A 25,706-nucleotide genomic window follows, 5' to 3' on the forward strand; every position below is an offset into this window, starting at 1 on the left:
AGGAGGAAATAAAGAATGCAAGCAACACAGTTATTACAATGTTTACCGAGTAAAAAAGTCATTGGAACATTGCCAGATCAAATAAAAAACATTGCGATTGATTCTCGTGGTGTAGAACCCAAAAGTATATTTATATGCATTAAAGGTTATACAGTCGATGGGCACGACTTTGCCCAGAATGCGGTTGACCAAGGTGCTACTATTATCGTTACTGAAAAGCAACTTGATTTGTCAGGAGATGTAACGCAAGTCATCGTTAGCGATACAAATCGAGCGCTTGGCCTTTTGTCAGCACGGTTTTTTGACTATCCATCAACAGACTTGATAATGTTCGGAGTGACGGGAACAAACGGCAAAACAAGTGTCGCTACAATGATCGAAAATATTTTATTGGGGCTTGGCGTTCGTTCTGCATTAAAAGGAACTATTGGCTTTAATTTGAACGGAATTTTATACGAATCAGGCAACACAACAAGTGATGCATTATCTACACAACAAATGATATTCCGCGCCAAAGCGGAGAGCTGTGAAACAATGGTAATGGAAGTTTCCTCTCACGGTCTTGTTTTAGGCCGTGTTGCGGGCGTAGACTTTGATGTTGCTATTTTTACAAACCTAACACATGACCATCTTGACTTCCATGGATCGATGGAGGAATACGGAAATGCAAAAGGTTTGTTATTCTCTCAGCTTGGCCAAGATCTTGAGAAAGATAAACATGCTGTATTAAATGCAGATGATAAGTGGTCTGAAAAATATGCGGGTCTTACCCCATATCCAATATGGACTTATGGTCTGCACAATGAAGACGCATTGTTTAGAGCCATTAACTGTGAGTATCATGACCATCACACCTATTTTGACATGGTAACGCCAGAAGGAACATTTAGCGTTGAATTGCAATTGCTTGGCGAATTTAATATTTATAATGCTTTAGCTGCTACAGCCGCATTATATTGCAAAGGATATAAAGTACAAGAAATTATTGAACAGCTAGAACAATTAAAACCTGTAAAAGGCCGTATGGAACAAGTATCGCCAAAGAATTTCCCTATACAAATCTTCGTTGATTATGCTCATACACCTGATGCAATTGAAAAAGCTATTACTGCTGCAATGCCATATAAGAAAAATAAGCTCATTTTTCTAATAGGCACAGGCGGCAACCGTGACCAATTAAAACGTCCGGATATGGCTAAAAAAGCCTCTGCAGCTGATTATGTTATATTAACGACAGATGATCCGCGCTATGAAGAATATGGCAGCATTCTAAGTGGTTTAGAAAAAGGGATGCAGCATGATCAATATCGTTGTATCGGTGATCGTGCAGAAGCTGTACGCCATGCAATCGAAGTGGCTGAACCCGGCGATGTTATTTTGTTTGCAGGGAAAGGTCATGAGGATTATCAAATCATTGGCAATGAAAAATACCCGCACAGCGATGCAGAGATTGCTCTAGCAGCTGCAAGGGAAAAATTCAACTTACCTAATCGATAATTAAAATTACATCATTTAAGAAAAGTGAGGGTATGAATACCCTCACTTTTTTTGATATAATTGCAAGGTTAAGTTTTAATTAAAAAACGGCGAAGTTATAATTCTACAAGAAAATGGGATAACTGATTGTGAAGGTATTCCAAATCTTTCATTAAAATTAAAATATAAAAATTCACTTAGTGAAAAATATTAAAGGATGAATCCGATGTAGACTAACTATAGATCCCAGATAAAAATCACTATTTAAAGAAATAAAGGAGATTACAATATGAGTGCTAAGCTTGAACAAGATATATTAGCCCGTCGTACATTCGCCATTATCTCTCACCCGGATGCTGGTAAAACAACGATGACCGAAAAATTATTATACTTTGGTGGTGCTATTCGTGATGCGGGTACTGTCAAAGCAAAGAAATCTGGCAAATTTGCGACATCTGACTGGATGGAGATTGAAAAACAACGGGGGATTTCTGTTACTTCCTCTGTTATGCAATTTGACTATAATGATTGCCGTGTAAACATTTTGGATACACCTGGACACCAAGACTTCTCAGAAGATACGTACCGTACGTTAATGGCTGTTGACAGTGCTGTCATGATTATTGATGCAGCGAAAGGGATTGAAGCCCAAACGTTGAAGTTATTTAAGGTTTGCCGTATGCGAGGTATTCCGATCTTTACATTCATCAATAAATTAGACCGTCAAGGTAAAGAGCCTTTAGAATTAATGGAAGAACTAGAAGAAGTATTGGGCATTGAATCGTATGCGATGAACTGGCCAATCGGTATGGGGAAAGAATTCCTTGGCATTTATGACCGTTACAATAGCCGAATTGAACAATTCCGTACAGAAGAAGATGAACGCTTTTTACCGTTAGATGAAAACGGCGAGCTTGCTGTTGACCATGAGATGAAAAAAACATCCTACTATACGCAAGCAATGGATGATATTATGCTGTTGAATGAAGCGGGAAATAGCTTTTCAAAAGAGCGTATCAAAAGAGGGGAATTAACACCTGTATTCTTTGGTTCTGCTTTAACAAATTTTGGTGTTCAAACATTTTTAGAAACATATTTAGAATTCGCACCTACGCCTCAGCCTCGTTTAACAGAAGAGGAAACAATTGTAGAGCCGTTGGATCAAGAATTCTCAGGTTTTATCTTTAAAATTCAAGCAAATATGAACCCAGCGCATAGGGACCGTATTGCGTTTGTCCGGATTGTATCAGGTATGTTTGAACGCGGTATGAACATCACTTTATCTCGTACGAAAAAATCCTTTAAAGTGACACAATCTACTCAATTTTTGGCTGATGACCGCGAGACTGTTGATGTAGCGGTAGCAGGCGATATTATTGGTCTCTATGATACTGGAACATATCAAATCGGTGATACGATTGTCGGCGGAAAGAAAACATTCCAATTCGAAAAGCTTCCGCAGTTTACACCTGAACTGTTTGTTCGTGTAACAGCTAAAAACGTTATGAAGTCTAAGCATTTCCATAAAGGTATTGAGCAGTTGGTGCAAGAAGGGGCCATTCAATACTATAAAACTCTACACACAGAAGATGTGATCTTGGGTGCTGTTGGGCAGCTTCAATTTGAAGTTTTCGAAAACCGTATGAAAAATGAATACAATGTAGATGTTCATATGGAGCCAATTGGCAGTAAAATTGCCCGTTGGATTGAAAACGAAGAAGATGTCAAAGAATCAATGTCCGGCCCGCGCAGCATGCTAGTGCATGACCGTTTTAACAACTACGTATTCTTATTCGAAAATGAATTTGCTATGCGTTGGTTTAATGATAAAAATCCGGATATTCGCTTATATAGCTTATTGTAATTCAAATGTTTCCATCTACAAAAATGCATTTACATTTTGAATACTTTTTGCTATACTGAGTTAACAAACTGTATAACTTCTTTTGACACATGTCAAAGGGGAGTAGCTATAGGGAAACCTACCTCATAATCGTCATTACATGGCAGCAACGCCATCGGTTATGAGAAGCATCCAAAAATGACGAATGCTAAGCGAGACCTTTGCCTTTTATAGGCAGAGGTCTTTTTATTTTCAAATTTAAGGGAGGAAATAACTTTTATGGAAACAATTTTACTAGAGTACGGATGGGTACTATTAATATTAATAGTATTAGAAGGTCTGCTTGCGGCAGATAATGCGGTGGTCATGGCTGTAATGGTGAAACATCTACCGCCACTTCAACAAAAAAAGGCGCTCTTTTATGGTTTGATTGGTGCGTTTGTATTGCGCTTTGCAGCACTTTTTTTAATCACTTTTTTAGTAAAGTGGTGGTGGATACAAGCAATAGGTGCAATCTATCTTCTCTTTGTTTCAGGAAAGCATCTGTATGATATGAAAAAGCATCAAACAGGTTCTTCAGATTCTGTTAAACAAAAGAAAGCTTCAGGATTTTGGGCAACAGTAGTGAAAGTAGAAATGGCAGATTTAGCGTTTGCGATAGATTCAATGTTGGCAGCTGTTGCACTTGCTGTTACCTTGCCTCACATGGGAGATTTTTCTATCGGAGGCATTAATGCAGGACAATTTGCGGTCATGTTCTTAGGCGGGATTATCGGTTTGATTATTATGAGATTCGCTGCACAATGGTTTGTTTCGTTATTACAGAAATATCCTTCATTTGAAACAGCAGCATTTATGATTGTAGGCTGGGTTGGTGTAAAACTAGGCGTGATGACTCTTGCACATCCACAGGTTGGTATTTTAGACGAGGATTTCCCACATTCAATTGCTTGGAAAGTGATATTTTGGGTTGTTCTTCTTCTTATCCTTGCGGGTGGTTATATATTGAGTGTAAGTCATAAAACAAAATCCTTAAATGAACCTGAAAAATAAAGATAGGAAATCCTATTCCCTGTAGTAGGGAATGGGATTTTTTTTTGCTTAAAAAGGGAAAGATAGCAAAGAGTAAATCTTTTCCCTAATACCCTTCCTTTTTCGTTCATTATTCAATACAATAGTGTGTATGTATCTTGGTTAACAATGAAAGGACCGAAATAATGGCTTCAGCAAAAGGTTTTAAAAAGCGGTTAACGCCGTTCCAAGCAATCGTGACTTACTATTTTATAGCGATCGCTATTTCATTCATCTTATTAATTTTACCTGGTGTGCATAAGGAAAATGTCCATGTATCTTTGCTAGACAGTTTATTTACTGCTGTGAGTGCTGTTAGCGTTACTGGGCTGACTGTAAATAATATTTCTGAAACATACTCTGTTTTTGGGGTTATTATGTTGTCGGTTATTATGCAGCTCGGCGCAATTGGTATTATGTCATTAGGTACCTTTACTTGGCTTATTTTTGGAAAGAAGATTGGGCTGCGTGAAAGGCAATTAATCATGGTGGATCATAATCAATATAATTTATCAGGTGTTGTCCATTTGATTAAAGAAATCATCAAGCTTCTTCTAATGATTGAATTAATAGGCACTGCGATTTTAACACTATATTTCACTCAGTATTTTGATACATTTTTAGAAGCGCTCTATAATGGTTTCTTTGCAGCTATATCAGCGACTACTAATGGAGGATTTGATATTACAGGCAATTCTATGTATCTATTCCGACATGATTATTTTGTTCAAGTTATCAATATGATTATGATCGCGCTTGGTGCTATTGGTTTTCCTGTATTAATTGAAGTGAAGGCCTTTTTGTCAAATAAGACGCCAAACTTTAAATTTTCTCTTTTTACAAAAATTACCACGTCTACCTACGCTATTTTATTCATAGTGGGGACAGCAGTTATCCTGTTACTTGAGGCATTCAATGCATTTAAAGGGATGAGCTGGCATCAAGCATTCTTTACAGCTATGTTTCATTCAGTCTCTGCACGTTCAGCAGGATTAACGACTATTGATGTAACGCAGTTCCATCAAGCGACAGATATCTTTTTAAGCCTATTAATGTTTATTGGTGCGTCTCCAAGTTCTGTTGGTGGAGGTATTCGTACAACCACTTTAGCGATTGCTATTTTATTTTTAATCAACTTTGCACGAAATAAGCAGGATATTCAAATTTTTCATCGTGAAATCCATGTCCTGGATGTTTTTCGATCCTATGTGGTGATTATTTTGTCTACATGCTTAGTAGTATTAGCAACAATGATCTTATCATTAACTGAATCGCATGCATCGTTGATTGAAATTCTCTTTGAAATCACATCAGCGTTCGGTACATGTGGTATGTCATTAGGGTTAACTGAGCACCTTTCTAGCATTGGGAAAGTTGTTATGATTTTCTTAATGTTTATAGGCAGGGTAGGAATGATTTCATTCCTTTACTCTCTTGGCGGAAAAGCGAAACAGACGAAATATCATTATCCGAAGGAACGGGTTATTATTGGATAATCAATAAAAAGCCTTGATACAAAAGGGTTCAGAAGGTGTAGTCATTGGTTTTGACCCCTTTTTGACCCCTTTTGTTATTTTTTTAGATAGGAATCGAATAAATCTACAGATTTTCTCTCATGATTTTCAGAGATATGCAAATAAGTATTACCTGTCATTTGAATATCAGAATGTCCAAGTCGCTCACTTACTGTTTTTATATCAACACCAGCTTCAAGGAGCATAACAGCATGTGTGTGTCGTAATAGATGGGCGGACTTTCGTTCATTCAATTTTGCTTTTCTTAGTAAGTTAATCATGAGGTCCTGAGGCTTTGTATGATAAAAAGGTTTACCGCTCTCATCTACCATTACATATTCACTTTCAATGTAGTGAGGGTTAGCTTTCTGATTTTCTTCTTGCCAGCATTTATACTCTCGCAGTTCATTTCTCAAAGTTTCATCAATTGCTATTGTGCGATAAGCATTTTTTGTTTTTGGTGGTCCCAAACCATTTCGTAAACGTTGCTGATCTACTGTTAAGAAACCTTTATCCAAATCGAGATGCGACCATGTTAATCCTAATAACTCCCCACTTCGTAAGCCGGTACGCAATAATATAGAAACCATCACTCTTTTAAAAATCTTTTCTTCCTGAATAGCTTCTAGTAATTGTTTTACTTCTTCTTTCCGTAGGTATACCACTTTTTCTTTCTCTTCTTTTTTAATTTCTACACCACTTAAAATGTTTCTATCCAATTCATCATTTTCTACAGCACTATTTAAAATTCCCATCATTTCTCCATGAATGCGAGAGACAGTATTCTTAGAATAGCCTTTAACAAAAAGTAAATCGTTTATAAAAATTTGATAGTCCGTTCTTTTAATTTGATTTAGTTTATATCCTTTATACTGCTGTAACAGTTTTTCTTGACCATTACGCGCTGATACATTGCTTGATTCTCTTCGATGTACATTTTTAATTTCAATATATTTTTCTAACCAATCTTCGAAAAGGATATCGCCTCTCTTTACAGCAGATATACCACCTTTGAATAATTTTTCTTCTATAAGTGTAGCAGCCTTCTTCGCTTCCATTTTGGTTTTAAATCCACTCTTAGAGAGTGTTTTTTGTTTACCACTTTCCGTATATTTTATTCGATACTCCCATGAATTACTTCGCTTTCTGAAATATGCCATGTTAACACCACCTATTTTTGAAACGTATGTTCTTTTTATGAGTATTAAAATAACCGTTTACATTTTAGTTCAACAAGCTCCACTGGCACGTTATGTAAAGCGGCTATTTGTTTAATAGATAAATTTTCACATTCTCTTATTGATTCATCAGAAATTAATAGTTCTGCAGCAAATGTATTTGCTTCAATTTCAATTTTAGAAATTGATAGGAACGTGTTTTTTCGCATTAATGGTGTATTATGCCTAGCATGCAAAATTGCATGGCCTAATTCATGCGCACAAACCACTCTTTGTGCTTCTTGAGATAGGTTATCATTAATTACAATGTATTTATTACGACGATCGTATTTATAAAATCCTCTAATATCATCATGAAGATTCCATCCAATCACATTGATTTTTTTACAAGCAGCTATCTCATAAGGATTTTCAGTTTTGTATTTTTTCTTTAAATCCATTACAATGCTTTTTAACATAAACTCGCCCCACAATCCTAATCGTTGTCTTTAAATTTATTAGGTATGTATTTCTTATTTATCCTTTGTGTTTGGCGGAAAATATGTTCCATTGATTCGATTAACGATTCTTTTGCTTCATCAGAGATTGGTTCGCCATCAAATGCAAGGCCATCTGAATTTTCAATTTCATTTTTAAAAGCTTCCAGTCGTTTTGCGATATCTTTTTCTTCCTTGTTAGGTGTTTGTCTAGTATTTGTTGTTGCTGTATTGTTTTTTCTTCCTAGTAAATCATCAATCGTCACTCCAAATAAATCTGCCATCGTTTCAAGCAAATTGGTATCCGGTTCTCTAAGCCCGTTCTCATAGTGAGAATATCTTGCTCTTGAAATTCCTAACTTCTTAGCAATTTCCTCTTGTGTTCGTTTGCCTCTAAATTTCTTTAAGTTTTCAGATAGCACTATTATCCACCTCAAATTTATATAGAAAAGTGTAAAAGAATTTATAAATTTCTTATAAACTTTGTACACTTTATGTATACAAAATGTATACACTTTTTATATACCCATTATATATTCTTACAGATACAAAAAGTATCGAAAATATAAAAAGATACAAAATGTATCAAAAACAGTTGACGATACGAAATGTATCTGATATATTCTAATTACAGATACAAAACGTATCAAAAAAGAGGTGATAAAATTGCGTACAAAGTTAATTGAACTTCGAAAGGGCTCAACATTAACCCAAGCGGAGTTGGCAGAAAAACTTGGTATCTCGGAAATCCACGTTAGAAAAATTGAAAGTGGAGATAGAAATCCTTCTGTAACATTAATGGTTAAATACGAAAAATTATTTAACGAATCAATGAAAGACTTATTTCCGGATATTTTTTTTATAGATATTGATACAAAATGTATCAAAAATAAACAAGCTATTTAAGGAGTGAATCGAATGAATGAACTACAAATGTTTAATTTTGAAAATCAAAATGTAAGAGTTATCCAACAAAATGGAGAACCATGGTTTGTCGCGATAGACATTTGCAAAGTGCTGGATCTCACAAATCCAACCGTTGTGCTGTCCCGATTAGACGATGATGAACGGACTAAGTTCAACTTAGGTCGCCAAGGATTTACCAATGTGGTCAGTGAATATGGTTTATATTCTTTAGTCCTAGCAAGTCGTAAGCCAGAAGCAAAACAATTTAAACGTTGGATAACACACGAAGTAATACCAACTATTCGAAAGCATGGCGCATACCTAACGCCGGAGACATTGGAACAAACAATGCAAGATCCTGACTTCTTAATTGGCATACTCAATGGATTAAAAGAAGAACAAGAAAAACGTCGTGCTGCAGAGTTAGCAAACCAAGAAGCTCAAGAAATTATTCAACAGCAACGTCCAAAAGTATTATTTGCTGAATTAATAGAAACGAGCCAAACATCAATTTTAGTTCGTGAATTAGCAAAACTCCTTAAACAAAACGGCATTGATTTCGGAGAAAAACGCCTATTCGCATGGCTTCGTGAAAAAGGCTACTTAATTAAACGCCTCGGTACTGATTACAACATGCCAACGCAGAGAAGTATGGATCTCGGATTATTTGAAATAAAAGAAACGCCAGTTCCTCGTTCGAATGGACTTACTACTATTAGTAAAACTCCAAAAGTAACAGGTAAGGGACAACTTTATTTCTTGAATAAATTAGCAAGTAAGGAGCGTGCTATATAATGCTACAAGTCCAAATTGATGAACAACAAGTGCTAGACATTGCTCGAGAAGAAATTCAACTTGCAGTAAGAAAAATTGAAAGCGAATTTGTCTTCTGGGACGTGAAAACACTTTGTGAAAAGACGTGTATGTCGAGAGGTTTTATTTTAGAGACATTCTTTTTCTTACCGGATTTCCCAAAATACAAAGTCGGGACTAAATGGTTGATACCAGCAAAAGAAGCAACGGAATTTTTACTTCAATGGCTAAAAAAACAATCAACTAACTAATTAACTAACTGCATCTTAACAAGTTTACTAGTATCTATGTAACTTCAAGCAATACAAATAAGGGGGAGATAGAGATGAAAAAATCAGCAAATGTAGGTAATGCAATCAGAGTATTAGAGAAAGACGAGGAACTTACAAACGATCAACTAGCTTTTGATTTAAACCTAAGTCCTCAAATGGTCAGTCATATGAAAAACGACAGAAGAGTTATGCAGCAGGACATTGCGCGGGAGTCAGTCGCTATGTATGATAACCCGCGTTACACAATGGAAATTCTTCATAAGTTTAGTGATGGCTTCGCTGTTCCGATGATGGATGGAAAAGCAGTCGATTGGCATCGATTATCTTTGCTAGCTATGTTGAAAAAGCAGTTTGAAGAAGCACTTGAAGCCTTGAAAGAGGTGGATTTCACCAAACCACCACAAGCAATGGAGAAACACGAAAGAGAGCTCATGGTAAAAGCCTTTGATGAAATATTGGATGCTCGATTGTCCTTAGAAAATTGGTTAACCCAGTTGCAAGAGGATTATGGTATTTCGATTAAAAAACGTATGAAAGCAATGACACCAAGATGGAAGGCGAGAGGATGGTTACAATGAACAGATTAAATTTTCAACCGGAAGATTGGAGAATGGCAGAAAAACTACATGAAAAGATTGATTTAGTACAGAACGAATTATTAATACAACTGCAACAAGGAAAATATGGAGCAGCAGAAATAACTACGGAGCGTATGAATCTTTTAATAAAGCAGCTTTGCAAATTGAGACGCAAGAAACGGGAGTATGACAGGTTCGAGGAAACAGCGAAGATGATGGTTCAACAAGGGATTAACTTAAAGGTGGTGGCGAGATATGTATGATCGCTTAGATATGTTAATCATCGTAAGTTTAGCAGTTGCGGTTGCTGTCGTTCTTACATCAATGATTTTCTCATACAGGCATGAAAATGAAAAATAGCCGGCTAACTTAAGGGAGTTAACCAGCTACACGTGATAAATCTTTTGTTAATTCATTATAACACGACAGGATAGCTCCTGTCATGAAGCACATGAGACAAAATCCATATAAAGAGGTGAAAAAGCCTCCAATTTGTTTATCAACTCATGTGTTTCATGATGCGAGTTAATGGCATCAAAAAAACGAAAGGAGAGGAGAAACTATGTTAGAAAACCCAATGGTTACCGGGCGAGGTTTTGAAGAATCGTATGCAACCCCGGTTGGGCGTTGTGTTGAATGTAGAGATCTTGTATTTCAAGGGTTTGAAGGTGTGTTGTTTGAGGATGATTTATTTTGCTGCACAACGTGTCTCGAAAGTCATCTTAAGAAGGTTGGGGCTTTGCAAGAAATATAAAAAGACCACTTCGCGAGAGTGGTCTCCATTACAAACAATATTTACGTGATTATATCACGAAAGGAGAGAAAATGCATGGTTCAAAATTTTATTTCAACAGTTGATATGTCTCGACATGATTGGTTGAAACAACGCCAGAAAGGGATTGGCGGTAGTGATAGCTCCGTCATTTTAGGATTTAACAAATGGAAATCACCATTCCAACTTTATCTTGAAAAAACAGGGGAGCATGTTGAAGAAATCGACAATGAATTTATTTATTGGGGGAACGTTTTAGAAGACATTGTAGCAAAAGAGTTTGAAGTGCGAACTGGCAAAAAGGTGCGCCGAATGAACAAAATGCTTAAGCATAAAGATTACCCATTTATTCAAGCAAACCTAGATCGTGTTGTGGTCGGTGAAAAAGCATTACTCGAATGTAAAACAACCTCGACTTATAACAAAGATGTTTGGGATGGAGATAGTGTGCCTGCGGCTTATATTTGCCAAGTACAGCACTATCTAGCTGTCACTGGCTATGAAAAAGCCTATATAGCTGTATTAATCGGAGGAAATCAATTTGTTTGGAAAGAGATTGAGCGTGATGACGAATTTATAGATTTGCTCATTAATCACGAAAAGAATTTCTGGGAAAATCACGTACTTCCAGAAAACCCTCCAGAAATTGACGGTAGTCCATCGGCAGCTGAGTTATTGCAAAAGCTCTATCCAGAAGACGATGGATCAGCAATTGTATTGGATGAACAAGCTAACACATTAATTGAAGCAATAGAGTCACTCAAATCAGAAAAGAAGAGCCTAGAAAGCCAATTAAAAGAGTACGAGAACAAACTTAAGATGCAACTAGAAAGTGCATCAGAAGGCTACTCAGAACGGTTTAAAGTTACTTATAAATCACAAACACGAAAAACAATTGATAGCAAACGATTGAAGGCAGAAGCGCCGGATGTTTACGAGAAATATACAAAAGAATCAAATGCACGTGTATTGAAAATTAAGGAGGCTAATTAATTATGGCAACTACAACTGAATTGAAAGAACAAATGAAGCAGCAGGCACCAGCTCAAACGAAAAAACCAAAGACTATTGAGGATTATATGAAACAAATGGCTCCTGCTATGGCAGAAGCATTACCAAAGCATATGAGTGTTGACCGTTTAACACGTTTAGCCATGACAACAATTAGGACAACCCCTGCACTACGTGAAGCCGATGTTTCAAGTTTACTTGGGGCTGTCATGCAAGCGGCCCAACTAGGATTAGAACCTGGCTTACTTGGCCAATGCTACTTACTGCCCTTCAAAAACAGTAAAAAAGGAATCACAGAAGTTCAATTTATCATTGGTTATAAAGGAATGATTGATCTTGCTAGACGAAGTGGACACATCCAATCCATCTATTCCCATGCAGTCTATGAAAATGATGAATTTGATTATGAACTAGGTCTGGAACCAAAGCTTAAACATACACCAACAATGTCAACAGATAAAGGGGCTTTCATAGGAGCCTATGCAGTAGCACATTTCAAAGATGGGGGTCATCAATTTGAGTTTATGAGTAAGGCAGATATTGAAAAGCGTAAAGGTCGTTCTAAGGCTGCAAACTCAAATTATTCTCCTTGGTCTACAGATTATGAAGAAATGGCTAAGAAAACAGTGGTCCGTCATATGTGGAAGTACCTTCCGATAAGTGTAGAAATGCAAGAGCAAGTAGCTTATGACGAAGGAGTCGGTCGAAGCATTAAAGATGTAACACCAGAAGAAGATGTTTTTGTGCAGGCGCCTGATGAGATTTTAGAAGCCGAAGCAACAGAAGCATAAACGATGAATACACAAACAAAAGTCGTCCTGCCTGCATGGATTTTCGAGCAGGCTCAAGGCGATAAAGATGAAATTAAAAGACTTGTACTCGAATATATGAAGCGCTATGACGGTTATCGAGTGATTAAAGTTAGCAAAAGATTAGCAATTTGCGAGACTAATAGAATTTAAACAAAAAAGAAGGTGCGAAATGGATCAACTTAATGAAAATATATTACGGAAAAGTCGGAAGCAACGTGCCTTTACACAGATTGACAATGAAATTATCAATAATGAAAATCTTTCTTGGCAAGCTAAAGGATTAATGGCGTATTTGCTAAGTAAACCGGATGATTGGAAGTTTTACGAAGCTGACATCGTGAACCGAGGAACAAACGGAAAAGCAAGTGTTAAAGCAATAATAAAAGAACTCTTAGATTCAGGTTACTTAATTCGAGGAGAACGCACTCGGGATGATAAAGGCCATTTGAAAGGTTATATCTATACAGTTGAACCTTACTTATACGATAACTACGATGGAAAGTCCTACATCCGAAATTCCAACGTAGGGAATCCCAACATAGGAAAACCCTACGTAGGAAAAACGGACAATAGTAATACTAAATCTTTAAGTAATACTAAACCTTTAAGTAATACTAAACCTTTAAGTAATACTAAACTTCAACCAACCATAGATTCAGAGTTTGTTAAGATAAAAGACTTTTATGAAAGCAATTTTTCTCTAGTAAGTCCAATCATTGGAGAAATGCTTGGCGGGTTGGTTGATGATTTCGATACGGATTTAGTTTTATATGCTTTTGAAATCACAGCTTTAAATCCGAAAGTATCAAATCCAATGAGATACGCCACATCGATATTAAATGGTTGGCAAAAGAACTTAGTAACTACTCGTCAACAAGCTGAAATCTATGAATCTAATAAACGAGGTGGCAACAATGAAAACAATCAACCAACCGGAACTGCTAAAGTCGGAAATGTTGATGTGGGATTCTAGTAAACATTGTGAGATTCACAAGATGAATTATTTGTACATGCCAGGTGGTCAAGAAACTGGCGAAAGCTATTGCCCAATCTGTTGGAGAGATGCGGAAACCAAAAAGCTATCAGAATCATTTTCTCGCCAAATCTTAGATGCGGATCGTGCAAAGAAGCATAACACGCTTGTTAAAAAATCGATTATCCAGGACAACACGATAAAGTTTGCGACATTTGATAAATTCCAGCCTACGAATGCAGAAGAAAAAAGAAATAAGGAACACGCTAGGAATGTAGCCAGAAGGTATTGCGAGGGTGACGTATTTAACACATGGATCCAATCAGCAGAAACAGGGGTTGGGAAATCCCACTTAGCAATGAGCATTGTTAAGACGGTCAATCAATTTGGTAATCAAGAAACATCATGCCTATTCATTGATGTAGCTAGAATGATGGAACTTATAAAAGATTCTTTCGATAATAACGAAAGTATTTACACAGTAGAGTATTTCACTACCCTTTGCGGAGAAGTGGATCTGTTAGTCCTAGACGATTTAGGAGCTGAAACAGGCGATATTTACTCAAATAAACGTGCATCAGAATACACCAGTAATGTACTAAGAAGCATTTTTAATGCTAGGCAAGATAAATCTACCATCGTCACTACAAACCTTTCAGGTAAGCGATTAACTGGCTATGTAGATAAAGAAGGAAAACATCATGCCGGCATGTATGACAAGAAGATGATTAGCCGAGCGATGGTGAATATTGAATCAATTGTTTTTAAAGAATCGGTGGATAAACGGCCATCGAAAGTTGAATTTTAAGGAGGCTAAATGATGTCACAAATCACAACAAAAGTAGCTGCAGAACTAATTGATACAAGTTTCGGAGTACAGCTTATTGCGACAGGGCTTGCACACTTGGTAGAAGATGAAGGCTTTACACCACATGAAGCATTACAAATCGCACGTTATACAGGGCAGAATTGCTTTCATGCTCTATTGGAATTGAAAGAGGAGGCTAAATGATGAGGGAAATTAAGTTTCGTAGTTGGTTAAAAGAACGAAAAGAATTTATCTACAATTTCACAATGGATAGCATTCTGGATAGTGAAGCGGAAAGGTGCATTCTTAGTCAATACACTGGTCTTAAAGACAGTAACGGACGTGAGATTTTTGAAGGGGATATTGTTCAACAAAATTACAAAGATGTATATAACCAAAACCAAGCGTTCGTAGGTGAAGTCGTATATTCGGATTGTGTCTATTGGTTAAAAAACGGTGATGAATACACCTTCTTATATGACGAATACAGAATTTACAATTCCGTAGTCATCGGCAATGTATACCAAAATCCAGAGCTATTGGAAGGAGTGAATGTAGGATGAAACCAACAAACAGCATCCAATACATTATTGATCAGATTGTTATCGCTTATTGCCAGTATGAAAAGTTTGGTGATAAGACATTCGGTGACAACTTTGAAAAATACACAGCGCAGTTAATGCAAATCACAGGGCTAGATCGTGATAGTGCTTTAGAATATGCAGTCAGTTTTTTAGCTGGTGAAAGCAAGGTTAAGGGGGTAGCGTGATGAAACAACTCGACTTATTTAGAGAAATCATAGTCGATAATTTTGCTGGAGGTGGGGGTGCAAGTACCGGAATAGAGATGGCAACAGGTCTATCTGTAGATATTGCAATTAATCATGATCCAGCAGCTATAAAAATGCATAAAGTTAATCACCCGGACACAGAGCATTATTGTGAATCTGTTTGGGATGTAGACCCAATAAAAGCCGTCAAGGGCAGAAAAGTAGGGCTCGCATGGTTTTCACCAGATTGTAAACATTTCAGTAAGGCAAAAGGTGGCAAGCCAGTTGAGAAAAAAATAAGAGGGCTTGCGTGGATTGCAGTCAGGTGGGCTATTGCAGTAAAACCTAGAGTAATAATGTTAGAGAATGTAGAAGAGTTTAAGACTTGGGGACCTTTAACCAAAGATGGTTATCCAGATGCAAATAAAAAAGGAAAGACATTTGAATCATTTGTTAAAGCTTTAGAATCACTAGGATACCAAGTAGAGTTTAAAGAATTAAGAGCATGCGATTATGGAGCGCCAACAATTCGAAAAAGATTTTTTATGATTGCCCGTTGCGACGGATGTCCAATAGTGTGGCCAAAGCCTACCCATGGAGATCCAGTTAGCTTAGAAGTACAGGCAGGTAAATTAAAGCCATGGAGAACTGCAAGCGAGATTATTGATTGGTCGATTGGAACGCCGTCAATTTTTGATAGGAAAAGGCCACTAGCAGAAAATACTATGAGAAGAATTGCAAGAGGTATAGAAAGATTTGTAGTCAATAACCCTTCTCCATTTATAGTTCGTATTGGCCAAACTGGTTTTGGTGGAGATAGACTCCAATATCAAATTAATAAACCATTAACTACTATTACAACAAAAGCAGAGCATTGTTTAGTAACGCCTACACTTCTAGTAAATACAACAGGTCATACTGGGAGTAAATTAGACGAACCCATCAAGACAATAACTACCGGAGGACATCATGCGATAGTAACTCCATTTTTGGCCACTTACTATACTGAAACAACTAAAAACGGTGTACGGGGACAGACATTAAAAGAGCCTATTGCGACAATTCCAACTGCAAATCGATTTGGTTTAGTGAATGCATTTTTAACTAAATATTATGGGTCCGACACTGGTCAACAGATAGATGAACCGTTGCATACCATTACTACCAGAGATCGATTTGGATTAGTAACAATTCATGGACAAGATTACAAAATTGTTGATATCGGTATGAGAATGCTTCAACCTCACGAACTATTTGCAGCTCAAGGGTTTCCTAAAGATTATGTAATTGACAGAGATTTTGAAGGAAAAACTTATCCTAAGACAGCTCAAGTGGCACGTTGCGGTAATGCAGTACCTCCACCATTTGCTGAAGCTTTAGTAAGAGCAAATTTACCAGAATACTGTGTTCAAGAAACAAGATATTCAATGGCACATTAGATTGTGTTTATGAAGAAGAAAGGCTATAAAAGTTCGCAAGATTTTGAAATCAGAAAGTGAGGTAAGAGCATTGTCAGTGTTTGAATTAATAATTGTAACAGTCACGGTTGCATGGATGTGCCTTGCTATCAAGATGGCAATGGAGGCGTAAAGAAAATGAATGATGAAAGTATATGCCTTTGCGCACGGTGTAACCGGCCTTTAAAATCCAAGCGATCCATAAAGTTTGGTATTGGTCCAACTTGTCGGGTACGAAAAGCAGAAGAAGACTTTTTGAAGAACCAAGTAACAATTTTCGATATTTTAGGCGGTGAAAATGATGTCATTAGCGGAACAAATAGCGCAGCTTGCTCCTAAGATGCCAATTGAAGTACTGCAAGATGTGGACAAGCGTATTGCAGATTATCTAGCAAGTGGTGGAAAACCGGAAGGGCCGTACATTGAACAGCAATTAAGATACATGAGAAATGTCGAACGTGTATTAGAGCAAAAATAAAAAAGGATGAGGTGATTAGATGGCTTGGGGAAGAGATGCTGGAAGAAAGATTCTTCGTGGCTATACAGCAATGGACTTGCAAAAAAGGATTGATGACTATGAAACTCGCGGTTGGAAGCAAATTAGCAAGATCCAAACTGAAAATAAAAACGGTGGCGCTTATGCGGTGCTAATGGAATTGAACAAAAGAAAACACGCTTGAAACAAGTTCAAGCGTGCAAGAGCCTATTAGGAGCAGACGGTTAGGAGACCGTCCACCTTTATTATTATCAATCGGATATTAATTATACGGATAAGAATCCATAAAGATTCGTTTATTATAAAAATCATCAGAGCGGAGGCGTAATATGGTCAAAAACATTCAACAAGATTCCGATATGATTGCCGAAATTGATTTACATGATAATGCTGTATATGTTGTTGCCGGAGGTAGGATTATTTCAGTAGACCCGCCGCCAAGTGGTTATGGCAAGCAGGAGATTAGTTGGCATAAGGGTGAGCCGACACATTCTGAGATTAAATATACGCAGAAGTTTTGAAAAGATTTTAGGTAGGATGTTTATATATTAAAACACGAAGGGAGTTCCATCAGAATGATGGCAACTCCTTCTTTAAATTATCTTATACTTCCACTACGGACGATATCCACGTTTACTTTTGCTTCAATTTTGATGTCTTTATATATATCCTTCCATTTTCCCTCTCTCCATAATTGCGGATAATAAGCCCGGATATATTCACCAATCCCGAGTATATCGGAAGAAGCCTCTTGGATTTTTTTAAACATTCTAGCGATGTCTTTTTCTACGCTATCTTCAATAAATTCCTCTAATGGTTTCCTTACTTGCTTTCTATCTAAATGATCTGGTGGGTATTCTGTCACTGTTATTGGCATATTAATATTATACTGGATTTTTATGTTATCTCCTTCCTGTATTACTTTTTTCTTTTTCTTAAAACGGATGACGTCAAATGCAACAGGTATATTTTTCCCTTGCTTATCCCACAAATAAGCTAATTCAACAATTCTTGCTTTTCTATAGCCTAATAATGTAGCAAATGTGGATTCTCTAAGTGTAAGGTATTCACCCGTATATTTTTTTCCATTAAATAAAGCTAATCCTTCTAATTGAGGAAGCGCCTTGTCACTACTCGTTTTTAAGTATGGTAAAGCAAGGTCTCTTCCTTCGCTAAACATGAGATCAGCTGCCGTCTCCAAATTTATTTCAGGAACTATAGTTGCATCCTCAAAACTCTGTACAAAATCTAAATAATACTCGCCAATTTCCTTTGGTATCGTTTCTTTTAATTCTAAAAACCTTCTTGATGTGCCCTCTGTAACCACAATCTTTGCTGTCGTGGGACTTTGAGCCGACCGATAATAAACATCCAACAAAGCATATAAATCACCTTTAGCTGTTTCTTCACTAACTAAAATTGTCGTCAATTCAGCTATGTCCATAGTTTGCTCTGTTTTTTTATTGGCATCAATCCTTACTTCTCTCGCTGTTTTGCCCTCGCCCTCAAGTACTATATATTGAGTAGGGTCAGTACCTGAGCTAGGGTAAGCGTAGTAGGCTTTAAGTTCTCCAATGTGTCCACCTATGCCAACTACGGAAATCACGGAGAGTTCTTTGTATAGTCGTTGATCCGAACACCCGCTAAGGAACAAAGAACTTGTAAGAAAGAAAATAATTGCTTTACGAATTTTGTGTCCCTCCTTTATCTTTCCGAATCACAATTACACTAATCGAATCTAGAAAGTACATTACATTTCTTATTTTTCAGTATGGAACAGTTTATTAAATTTCAGACAAAGAACAGCCATTATTAATTTTTCCTTGTCTTTAACTATTTGAAATGGATTTTAAAAGTTGGACAAATGTGTTGAAAGCTTTATACATAAAAATTTCAAATATGCTAAAATATTTTTAGCTTAATAACTTGCTTATTGGAACAACCGGGAGCATCGAATTTACGCAATTACTGCGTTTATTTGGTGCTCCTTTTTTATTAGCCAAAAAGGGGATGTGGGTATGAATGGTGTTCAAATAAAATGGGTGTCACGTGCTCCAGAAGAAGAGATAAAGAGAAAAGGCACAAATAGTCATAAAGAGAGAAAAGAGCAGTTTACGCAAAGAGATATAGAAGAATTGATGGGTGTTCGTAGACCACGCTATAGAAAAAGTGGAGGAGCTTTTAAACAGAGATAGAGACAAAAGGGGAAATGAAGATGACACAAACTTTAACTAAGAAGAAGTATTCAGCGGCTGAAATTTTGTCTATTATGACTAGTTACAATTGGATGATTAACTATATCGCCAATATGAGAGAAGAATTCAATGCTATTTATGCCCCTGTTGCAAAATACGATGGCATGCCACACGCTAAAGGCGGGAAAAGCGATCCCATATGGAATGAGATTACACGAATTGAAAGGTGTATTTCAGATTATGGTGAAACAGGAGACAAAGTATTTTTTATGCAGGAATTTCTTACATCAAGTGCGTTTGAAAAGATGGAAGAAAAAAATAAAATGATTCTTCAACATACACTTAATGGGATGAAACAAACCAAAATTGCTAAGTTGCTAATGTGCTCACAACCTGCAATTCAGTACCGTCAATGTAAAATTGCAGAATATATATTCGAAGAATGTTAATTTTATATATTTTATAGTTTTTATACTTTTTATGAAGTTTTTTAAAAGAAAAATTGTATTGTACACTGGAAGGCAGGTACCGGGGAGGCGGATTCCCCGGTCGTCCGAATACCTTCGGTATATGATTATTCTTTTAAAAGAGTTATTAATAGGATTGAAAAATCAACCAACCAACCCAAGAAGACAATTGGCGTTGGCTATATTCCGCTAAAATGGAATACGTCTGATATAAGCGAATAATACGGAGCATCAAATAATTAAATGCAGGCTACTGGACTAGGTATTATAGGCTCGGCTGTATTGTTCGTTTATATGAGATGCAAAATCAAAATGATATGTATATCTCAACATGAATTGAAAACTCCTTATAGAAAGGCTATCGTTGCTTGCGGTAGCCTTTTTTCATATACTTCCTAGTTATTAACCTATATAGTTAGTGTAGGGGGGTGAGGGAATGAAGAGAAGGTATATGGAATATACTGTCCATTTAAAACTCATTGGTGAGTTTATTAAAAGAATTAATTATTTAGTAAACAATCAAACTAAGAGTCAAAGTATAGAATTTCAATTGGCAATAGCGGGCTTTGACCATACATTAGAATTAATTAAAAACTTTAAACCATCAGATGTAATTAATAAGGAACATCAGCAATTGATATCTGGTTTAACTGAATGGATAAATGTCATTAAAGGGGCTAATCGATTTGGGTTTTTAATTTAAAGTAGAAGCACACAAAGTGAATCAAGCTACTTAATGTTATATATAGATCGATAATTAGCATCCCTCGGGGTGTTTTTTATTTTGCAGAAATGAGGTGTTGAAATGGCTCGTAGTAAATACAAGAACAAACAAGTTGAAGTTGATGGAATTATTTTCGATTCTGCTTTAGAAAGTCAATATTATTTGCATCTGAAACAATTGCAGGAACAAGGCGTCGTGAAATCGTTTGAAATGCAAAAGACGTATTTACTGCTTGAAGGCTATTCGATTGAAGGGAAGAAACGACAGTCGATTAAGTTCACACCAGATTTTATTGTCCACTATGCAGATGACACCACAAGAGTTATTGATGTAAAAGGCAGTGAAATGGCAATATCAAGAGATTTCCCATTGCGAAAGAAGATGTTCGAATGTCGCTATCAAATGCCGCTAGATGTCGTTATGTGGTCCTCAATAGATGGCGGTTGGATTGAATATGAGGCTTTAAAGAAAGCTCGTAGGTTGAGGAAGAAGAACAAAGAACCTGCTAAGAAACGAGGTGGTGAAATGACTAATGCCAAGAGCACGTGATCCAAACCGGGATAAAGCATTTGAGATATTTAAAGAGCATGGCGGCGATATTGCAAATCGTAAAATTGCTGAGATGTTGAATTGTCCTGAAAAGAGTATTGGTGGTTGGAAATCAAAGGACAAATGGAATAAGAAATTGAACGGAGTACTCCAAACAGATGAGCGGAGTACTCCGAATAAAAATAAAACTAAAAAGATAGTAAAGAAAGAAGCTGCTGAAATCGAGGAAGTGCCAATGAATGAAAATGGCGAGCTTACCGAAAAACAGTGGCTTTTTTGTATGTACTATACAAAGTATTGGAATGCGACTAAGGCTTATCAAAAGGCATACGAGTGCAGCTATATGGTAGCAAACAAAAATGCATATTTGCTTATGGTCAATCATGGTATAAAAGCCGAAATTGAACGTATGAAAGCAAACATTTCAAGTGGCATAATGATTGACGCTAGAGTAGTGCTACAGAAGTACATTGATATTGCATTTGCGGATATCGGGGATTACATTTCATTTGAAAAGTATTCAGTTACTATCAAGGATTTAACGGAAGTAGATACCTCATTGTTAACCGAGGTTAGTAACACGGAAGACGGTGTAAAACTCAAACTAGCTGATAAGATGAAGGCCCTTGATTTCCTAACTAAATACACTGATCTCCTCGGTGAAAAAGAGCTGAAACAGCTTAAAGTTGAGCGTGAGCGTATTGCAGTTCGTAAAGAAAATGGGGAGGAGGAAGAATATGAAGATGATGGATTCATCGAAGCCCTCGCAGGTACAGAAGTTGATTGGGATGATTAAACGAAAGAAAAAGCCCGCTCTCTTCAAGTTCGCGCCGTTTAGTATGAAGCAAAAGAAAGTCCTCACTTGGTGGGTTCATGGTAAGTCGCCATACAAGGATAAAGATGGTATCATTTGCGACGGATCAGTACGAGCCGGTAAAACGGTTGTGATGTCCCTCTCATACATCATGTGGGCAATGGAAAGCTTTGACGATGAAAACTTAGGCATGGCCGGTAAAACAATTGGTTCATTTAGACGTAACGTTTTCAAGCCTTTACAAAAGATGTTACGTAGCCGTAAGTATCAAGTCAAAGAGCATCGCACAGAAAATATGTTTACCGTCACGAAGAATGGTAAGACAAATCATTTCTACTACTTTGGTGGTAAAGATGAAGCTTCACAAGATCTTATCCAAGGGATTACACTCGCTGGGATGTTCTTTGATGAGGTAGCGCTTATGCCTAAGTCATTCGTTGACCAAGCAACGGCGCGTTGTTCTGTTGAAGGTGCAAAGTTCTGGTTCAACTGCAACCCAGCAGGCCCTTATCATTGGTTCAAAACAGAATTTATCGACAAGATGGAAGAGAAGAATCTATTCCAGATTCATTTCTTGATGGATGATAACCCTTCATTGTCCGAACGCGTTAAAGAACGTTATAAGCGCATGTATAGCGGCGTGTTCTTCAAACGATTTATTCTTGGTTTATGGGTACTTGCCGAGGGCGTTATCTATGACATGTTCGATAAGGAAAAGCATGTTGTTGAAACTGTTGAACGTGAATATGAAAAATACTATGTCAGTATCGACTATGGTACTCAAAACCCTACAACATTTGGCTTGTGGGGTCTTTTTAATGGTGTTTGGTACAAGATAAAGGAATATCACTATGATGGTCGTAAGAAGTCAAAACAGAAGACTGATGAGGAGTATGCAAATGATTTAGAACAATTCATTGGTGATGTTTCTCACTTTAAAGGTATTATCGTGGATCCATCGGCAGCATCTTTCATTGCTGTATTAAAGAAGCGCGGTTTGCGTGTAATTAAAGCAAAAAACGATGTGCTAGACGGTATTCGTAACGTAGCAACTGCTCTAGAAAAGCAATTGATTCAGTACAATGATTGCTGCAAAGAAACCTTCCGTGAGTTTTCATCTTACATTTGGGATGAGAAAGCTGCAGATCGTGGAGAAGATAAACCAGTAAAGCAGAATGACCACCAAATGGATGGTGACAGATACTTTGTGAACACAGTTGTCATGAAGAAACGTGGTATCACAATTTTGAAATAAGGGGGCGATAACAGTTGCACTGGCTACTTGGAAGGACTCAAACAGATGAGTTCATAGAAATTATAGAAAACAACAAGCCGAAAGCGATCGATACAGTTAAGGAACTGTACACGACATTCAATCCATCGAAATTTTTAGAAGGCGTCAGGTATTACTTTACCGAAAACGACATTCTGAATAAGAAAGTATATATCTATGATGCAAATGGCGCCAAATTAGTTGATGGGGACGCAACAAGTGAAGCATCCAAGATACCATCGGGCTACCACAAGATATTAGTTGACCAAAAAGTCGGCTATCTTGCTGGGGAGCCTCTTTCTTTTGGTTCAAAAAGCGATGATAAAAAGGCGCTTGAACTCATTGAAGAATTAATCGGAGAAGAGTTTGAAGATACGCTGCCGGAGTTAATTTTGAATGCTTCTAACAAAGGCAAAGAGTGGCTTCATCCTTATGTCGATGAGGATGGCGAGTTTCAACACATCATCATACCGGCAGAAGAATTTATCCCTATCTACGATACAAAGCGAAAGGATAAGCTTCTAGCAGGCATTCGTTTTTATAATGTCGCAGATAATAAAGTGAAGCTAGAGTTATGGACGCCAGAAGATGTAACCTACTATGAAATGATTAACAGCGAAATCTTTATCGATGTGACCGAAGAAGTTAACCCGGCACCGCATTTCTACCAAGGTGATAAAGCCATGAGCTGGGGTGATGTACCTTTCGTTGAGTTTAAGAATAACGAGTTTGGTGTATCAGACCTTACATTTTATAAAAGGCAAATTGATGGCTACGACTCATTAGTAAGTACTACCCAAGACGTGCTAGAGGATATTCAAGCAATGGTCTATGTGTTGAAAGGCTACGAGGGTGAGAATTTAGAAGAATTTAAAACGATGCTCAAACGCTATCGAGCTATCACCATGGAAGCTGAAGAAGGTTCTGGCGTTGATACATTAAGCGCCGAGGTTCCGGTTGAAGCCTACAAAACACAACGAGACACTTATACCACTGATATTTATTCTTTCGGTCAAGGTGTGAATCCATCACCGGATATTATTGGAAATGCTCCAAGTGGCGTTGCATTGCAAAACCTTTATTCATTACTAGATATTAAAGCTTCTATGCTCGAACGAAAATTCACCAAAGCTTTAAGAAGATTCATGTGGTTTGTTGCTGAGTACGCTAAGTTGAGCAAAAAAGGTGAATTTAATTATCGTGATATTACTTTCTCCTTCAATAAAATGATTTTGACCAATGAAACAGAGATAGTCGGGATGGCTCAACAAAGTATGGGGATCATATCTCAAACTACTATTCTTGAAAATCACCCTTGGGTTAAAGATGTTCAGTTGGAGCAAGAACGTCTGGATAAGGAAAAAGACGATATTGCACCTCTTGCTTATAAAGAAGGTGAATAGATGATTGATTTAGATAAGTACGCTAAATTACTCGCTGAATGGTCGGATAAAGTCACTAAGAAGTATGAAAATGAGTTAAACAGTATGTACAGCGAGTTAATTAAAGCGGCTCTCGCTCTTCTAGGCAACATATTTAACAGCTACGAGAAAGACGGCAAGCTTACCTATACTGAAATGATGAAATACAAGCGATTAGACAGCTTTCATACTCAAATGAATGTCTTAATCAATACCATGTCCAAAAAGCAACGAGACAGCCTGCTAGACTTGTTAGATGAACACTATGAGTATAGTTGGGATTGGATGGCGTGGGCTATCGAAAATGAAGCTGATATTCGTTTGAAAAACATGAGGACAAAGCTAGATCAAGTTGAGAAGTCCATGCAGAATCCTATTAGTGGACTCACGCTTGATGAAACTTTGGAGAAAAACCGACGAGACATCATCATCAAAGTAAAACGAGAAGTTACTCAATCACTTGTTCAAGGAAGTACCTACAAGCAAACCGCTAGCAGGCTTACAAAGACGTTTGAAGGGGATTATGTTAAATCGGTTCGAGTTGCTCGGACAGAGACACATAGAGTACGTGAGCAAGCTTCTTTAGAGTCTGCACAAGAAGCGAATAGCCAAGGTATCATCATGGTTAAACGATGGATGAACATGAAAGATGAAAGAGTCCGACGAACTCCAAAGGCTAACCATGTCTCATTAGGTGGTCAAAGTGTTCCAGTTAATGAGCTATTTGATTTAGGTGGAGGGGAAAAGGGCCAAGCTCCAGGTATGACAGGCTATCCTCATCACGATATTAATTGTCGATGCTTAACAGGGTACAGCATTGAACGAATTGAAAAGCAGAATCAGAAGGATGTTGCCAAGAGGACATATGAAGAATATAGGAGGGCTATAAAATGATGACTGCATTTTTAGTTTTAATTTACATTGGTATTGTTGCTTATACGGTGACTGGTATATTAAGTGCATATGAAAAATTGATCGTTATTAAGAAGTTGAAAGAAGTAACTAAAGATATTCATAAGAAAGTGAAGGTGAAGTAAC

The 25,706-nt window shown here is 37.2% G+C and carries 36 protein-coding genes; 32 read left to right on the forward strand and 4 right to left on the reverse strand.

What is annotated here, in order from left to right; genetic code table 11:
- Positions 1-15: 15 nt before the first annotated feature.
- From M2M59_RS03795 to M2M59_RS03810, 4 genes are all read left to right on the forward strand, one after another.
- Positions 16-1,497 carry a UDP-N-acetylmuramoyl-L-alanyl-D-glutamate--2,6-diaminopimelate ligase gene (locus M2M59_RS03795; protein WP_147194451.1) on the forward strand — a complete coding sequence of 494 codons (1,482 nt, stop codon included), beginning with the start codon at positions 16-18 and terminating at the stop codon, positions 1,495-1,497.
- Positions 1,498-1,765: 268 nt separating this feature from the next.
- Entirely contained in the window at positions 1,766-3,340 is a 1,575-nt protein-coding gene (locus tag M2M59_RS03800) for a peptide chain release factor 3 (RefSeq protein ID WP_147194448.1), read from the forward strand.
- Between the two features lie 258 nt (positions 3,341-3,598).
- Positions 3,599-4,372, forward strand: coding sequence for a TerC family protein (locus M2M59_RS03805; RefSeq protein WP_147194445.1), 774 nt, complete (start codon positions 3,599-3,601; stop codon positions 4,370-4,372).
- Positions 4,373-4,536: 164 nt separating this feature from the next.
- Positions 4,537-5,886 carry a TrkH family potassium uptake protein gene (locus M2M59_RS03810; protein ID WP_147194443.1) on the forward strand — a complete coding sequence of 450 codons (1,350 nt, stop codon included), beginning with the start codon at positions 4,537-4,539 and terminating at the stop codon, positions 5,884-5,886.
- A 74-nt stretch (positions 5,887-5,960) separates the two neighbouring features.
- Here the strand turns inward: M2M59_RS03810 and M2M59_RS03815 are convergent, their stop codons facing one another.
- Genes M2M59_RS03815 through M2M59_RS03825 form a run of 3 tightly spaced genes read right to left on the reverse strand, consistent with a single transcriptional unit; the run spans position 5,961 to position 7,980 of the window.
- Entirely contained in the window at positions 5,961-7,064 is a 1,104-nt protein-coding gene (locus tag M2M59_RS03815) for a site-specific integrase (protein ID WP_150283757.1), read from the reverse strand.
- Between the two features lie 44 nt (positions 7,065-7,108).
- Entirely contained in the window at positions 7,109-7,540 is a 432-nt protein-coding gene (locus tag M2M59_RS03820; RefSeq protein WP_150283758.1) for an ImmA/IrrE family metallo-endopeptidase, read from the reverse strand.
- Between the two features lie 17 nt (positions 7,541-7,557).
- A complete protein-coding gene (locus M2M59_RS03825; protein WP_223823513.1) occupies positions 7,558-7,980 on the reverse strand; it encodes a helix-turn-helix domain-containing protein in 423 nt (140 codons plus the stop codon).
- Positions 7,981-8,224: 244 nt separating this feature from the next.
- Here M2M59_RS03825 and M2M59_RS03830 point away from each other — a divergent pair, with 244 nt between their 5' ends.
- The 19 genes from M2M59_RS03830 to M2M59_RS03920 all read left to right on the forward strand — a co-directional run bounded on the left by M2M59_RS03830 (position 8,225) and on the right by M2M59_RS03920 (position 17,746).
- Entirely contained in the window at positions 8,225-8,464 is a 240-nt protein-coding gene (locus M2M59_RS03830) for a helix-turn-helix transcriptional regulator (protein ID WP_249775563.1), read from the forward strand.
- Positions 8,465-8,476: 12 nt separating this feature from the next.
- On the forward strand, positions 8,477-9,259 hold the full coding sequence (locus tag M2M59_RS03835; RefSeq protein WP_249775564.1) for a phage antirepressor: 783 nt from the start codon (positions 8,477-8,479) through the stop codon (positions 9,257-9,259).
- Positions 9,259-9,528 carry a group-specific protein gene (locus M2M59_RS03840; protein WP_150283761.1) on the forward strand — a complete coding sequence of 90 codons (270 nt, stop codon included), beginning with the start codon at positions 9,259-9,261 and terminating at the stop codon, positions 9,526-9,528. The genes M2M59_RS03835 and M2M59_RS03840 overlap by 1 nt, the downstream gene beginning before the upstream one ends.
- A 74-nt stretch (positions 9,529-9,602) precedes the next feature.
- Positions 9,603-10,127, forward strand: coding sequence for an XRE family transcriptional regulator (locus tag M2M59_RS03845; RefSeq protein WP_249775565.1), 525 nt, complete (start codon positions 9,603-9,605; stop codon positions 10,125-10,127).
- On the forward strand, positions 10,124-10,390 hold the full coding sequence (locus M2M59_RS03850) for a hypothetical protein (RefSeq protein WP_249775566.1): 267 nt from the start codon (positions 10,124-10,126) through the stop codon (positions 10,388-10,390). Before M2M59_RS03845 ends, M2M59_RS03850 begins: the two co-directional genes overlap by 4 nt.
- 299 nt (positions 10,391-10,689) lie before the next feature.
- Positions 10,690-10,881: a hypothetical protein gene (locus tag M2M59_RS03855; RefSeq protein ID WP_150283764.1), complete on the forward strand. Its 192-nt coding sequence runs from the start codon at positions 10,690-10,692 to the stop codon at positions 10,879-10,881.
- 75 nt (positions 10,882-10,956) lie between these two features.
- Positions 10,957-11,892 (forward strand): YqaJ viral recombinase family nuclease, encoded by a 936-nt coding sequence (locus M2M59_RS03860; protein WP_249775567.1) that lies wholly within the window; start codon positions 10,957-10,959, stop codon positions 11,890-11,892.
- Between the two features lie 2 nt (positions 11,893-11,894).
- The gene (recT, locus tag M2M59_RS03865) at positions 11,895-12,701 is read left to right on the forward strand and encodes a recombination protein RecT (RefSeq protein ID WP_249775568.1); all 807 of its coding nucleotides are present in this window, start codon (positions 11,895-11,897) and stop codon (positions 12,699-12,701) included.
- A gap of 3 nt (positions 12,702-12,704) precedes the next feature.
- Positions 12,705-12,872, forward strand: a complete 168-nt coding sequence (locus M2M59_RS03870) for a hypothetical protein (protein ID WP_249775569.1) — start codon at positions 12,705-12,707, stop codon at positions 12,870-12,872.
- Positions 12,873-12,891: 19 nt separating this feature from the next.
- Positions 12,892-13,695, forward strand: a complete 804-nt coding sequence (locus tag M2M59_RS03875) for a DnaD domain-containing protein (RefSeq protein WP_249775570.1) — start codon at positions 12,892-12,894, stop codon at positions 13,693-13,695.
- Positions 13,637-14,503, forward strand: a complete 867-nt coding sequence (locus tag M2M59_RS03880) for a P-loop NTPase family protein (protein ID WP_249775571.1) — start codon at positions 13,637-13,639, stop codon at positions 14,501-14,503. Before M2M59_RS03875 ends, M2M59_RS03880 begins: the two co-directional genes overlap by 59 nt.
- 12 nt (positions 14,504-14,515) lie before the next feature.
- The gene (locus tag M2M59_RS03885) at positions 14,516-14,707 is read left to right on the forward strand and encodes a hypothetical protein (RefSeq protein WP_371923805.1); all 192 of its coding nucleotides are present in this window, start codon (positions 14,516-14,518) and stop codon (positions 14,705-14,707) included.
- The gene (locus M2M59_RS03890; protein ID WP_249775573.1) at positions 14,707-15,066 is read left to right on the forward strand and encodes a YopX family protein; all 360 of its coding nucleotides are present in this window, start codon (positions 14,707-14,709) and stop codon (positions 15,064-15,066) included. The genes M2M59_RS03885 and M2M59_RS03890 overlap by 1 nt, the downstream gene beginning before the upstream one ends.
- On the forward strand, positions 15,063-15,272 hold the full coding sequence (locus M2M59_RS03895; protein WP_249775574.1) for a hypothetical protein: 210 nt from the start codon (positions 15,063-15,065) through the stop codon (positions 15,270-15,272). Before M2M59_RS03890 ends, M2M59_RS03895 begins: the two co-directional genes overlap by 4 nt.
- On the forward strand, positions 15,272-16,711 hold the full coding sequence (locus tag M2M59_RS03900) for a DNA cytosine methyltransferase (RefSeq protein ID WP_249775575.1): 1,440 nt from the start codon (positions 15,272-15,274) through the stop codon (positions 16,709-16,711). Before M2M59_RS03895 ends, M2M59_RS03900 begins: the two co-directional genes overlap by 1 nt.
- A 156-nt stretch (positions 16,712-16,867) precedes the next feature.
- On the forward strand, positions 16,868-17,068 hold the full coding sequence (locus M2M59_RS03905; RefSeq protein WP_149032030.1) for a DUF6011 domain-containing protein: 201 nt from the start codon (positions 16,868-16,870) through the stop codon (positions 17,066-17,068).
- A complete protein-coding gene (locus tag M2M59_RS03910; RefSeq protein ID WP_249775576.1) occupies positions 17,031-17,207 on the forward strand; it encodes a DUF6877 family protein in 177 nt (58 codons plus the stop codon). The genes M2M59_RS03905 and M2M59_RS03910 overlap by 38 nt, the downstream gene beginning before the upstream one ends.
- Before the next feature lie 19 nt (positions 17,208-17,226).
- Entirely contained in the window at positions 17,227-17,409 is a 183-nt protein-coding gene (locus tag M2M59_RS03915) for a hypothetical protein (protein ID WP_249775577.1), read from the forward strand.
- Between the two features lie 145 nt (positions 17,410-17,554).
- Entirely contained in the window at positions 17,555-17,746 is a 192-nt protein-coding gene (locus M2M59_RS03920; RefSeq protein WP_249775578.1) for a DUF3954 domain-containing protein, read from the forward strand.
- A 77-nt stretch (positions 17,747-17,823) separates the two neighbouring features.
- Here the strand turns inward: M2M59_RS03920 and M2M59_RS03925 are convergent, their stop codons facing one another.
- A complete protein-coding gene (locus tag M2M59_RS03925; protein WP_371923812.1) occupies positions 17,824-18,933 on the reverse strand; it encodes a Ger(x)C family spore germination protein in 1,110 nt (369 codons plus the stop codon).
- Between the two features lie 310 nt (positions 18,934-19,243).
- Here M2M59_RS03925 and M2M59_RS03930 point away from each other — a divergent pair, with 310 nt between their 5' ends.
- From M2M59_RS03930 to M2M59_RS03970, 9 genes are all read left to right on the forward strand, one after another.
- Positions 19,244-19,420, forward strand: coding sequence for a hypothetical protein (locus M2M59_RS03930; protein WP_158512608.1), 177 nt, complete (start codon positions 19,244-19,246; stop codon positions 19,418-19,420).
- A gap of 20 nt (positions 19,421-19,440) precedes the next feature.
- Complete coding sequence (locus tag M2M59_RS03935) at positions 19,441-19,869, forward strand: hypothetical protein (protein ID WP_249775580.1); 429 nt, start codon at positions 19,441-19,443, stop codon at positions 19,867-19,869.
- Positions 19,870-20,323: 454 nt separating this feature from the next.
- Positions 20,324-20,590 carry a hypothetical protein gene (locus tag M2M59_RS03940; protein ID WP_249775581.1) on the forward strand — a complete coding sequence of 89 codons (267 nt, stop codon included), beginning with the start codon at positions 20,324-20,326 and terminating at the stop codon, positions 20,588-20,590.
- A gap of 102 nt (positions 20,591-20,692) precedes the next feature.
- Positions 20,693-21,160 carry a DUF1064 domain-containing protein gene (locus tag M2M59_RS03945; RefSeq protein ID WP_249775582.1) on the forward strand — a complete coding sequence of 156 codons (468 nt, stop codon included), beginning with the start codon at positions 20,693-20,695 and terminating at the stop codon, positions 21,158-21,160.
- Complete coding sequence (locus M2M59_RS03950; protein WP_249775583.1) at positions 21,144-21,956, forward strand: terminase small subunit; 813 nt, start codon at positions 21,144-21,146, stop codon at positions 21,954-21,956. The genes M2M59_RS03945 and M2M59_RS03950 overlap by 17 nt, the downstream gene beginning before the upstream one ends.
- Entirely contained in the window at positions 21,904-23,229 is a 1,326-nt protein-coding gene (locus M2M59_RS03955) for a PBSX family phage terminase large subunit (protein ID WP_249775975.1), read from the forward strand. The genes M2M59_RS03950 and M2M59_RS03955 overlap by 53 nt, the downstream gene beginning before the upstream one ends.
- Before the next feature lie 14 nt (positions 23,230-23,243).
- Entirely contained in the window at positions 23,244-24,650 is a 1,407-nt protein-coding gene (locus M2M59_RS03960) for a phage portal protein (RefSeq protein ID WP_249775584.1), read from the forward strand.
- On the forward strand, positions 24,651-25,562 hold the full coding sequence (locus M2M59_RS03965; protein WP_249775585.1) for a phage minor head protein: 912 nt from the start codon (positions 24,651-24,653) through the stop codon (positions 25,560-25,562).
- The gene (locus M2M59_RS03970; RefSeq protein ID WP_249775586.1) at positions 25,559-25,705 is read left to right on the forward strand and encodes a hypothetical protein; all 147 of its coding nucleotides are present in this window, start codon (positions 25,559-25,561) and stop codon (positions 25,703-25,705) included. The genes M2M59_RS03965 and M2M59_RS03970 overlap by 4 nt, the downstream gene beginning before the upstream one ends.
- Position 25,706: the final 1 nt, after the last annotated feature.

Source organism: Rummeliibacillus sp. G93 (assembly GCF_023515935.1).
GTDB classification, from domain to species: Bacteria; Bacillota; Bacilli; order Bacillales_A; family Planococcaceae; genus Rummeliibacillus; species Rummeliibacillus stabekisii.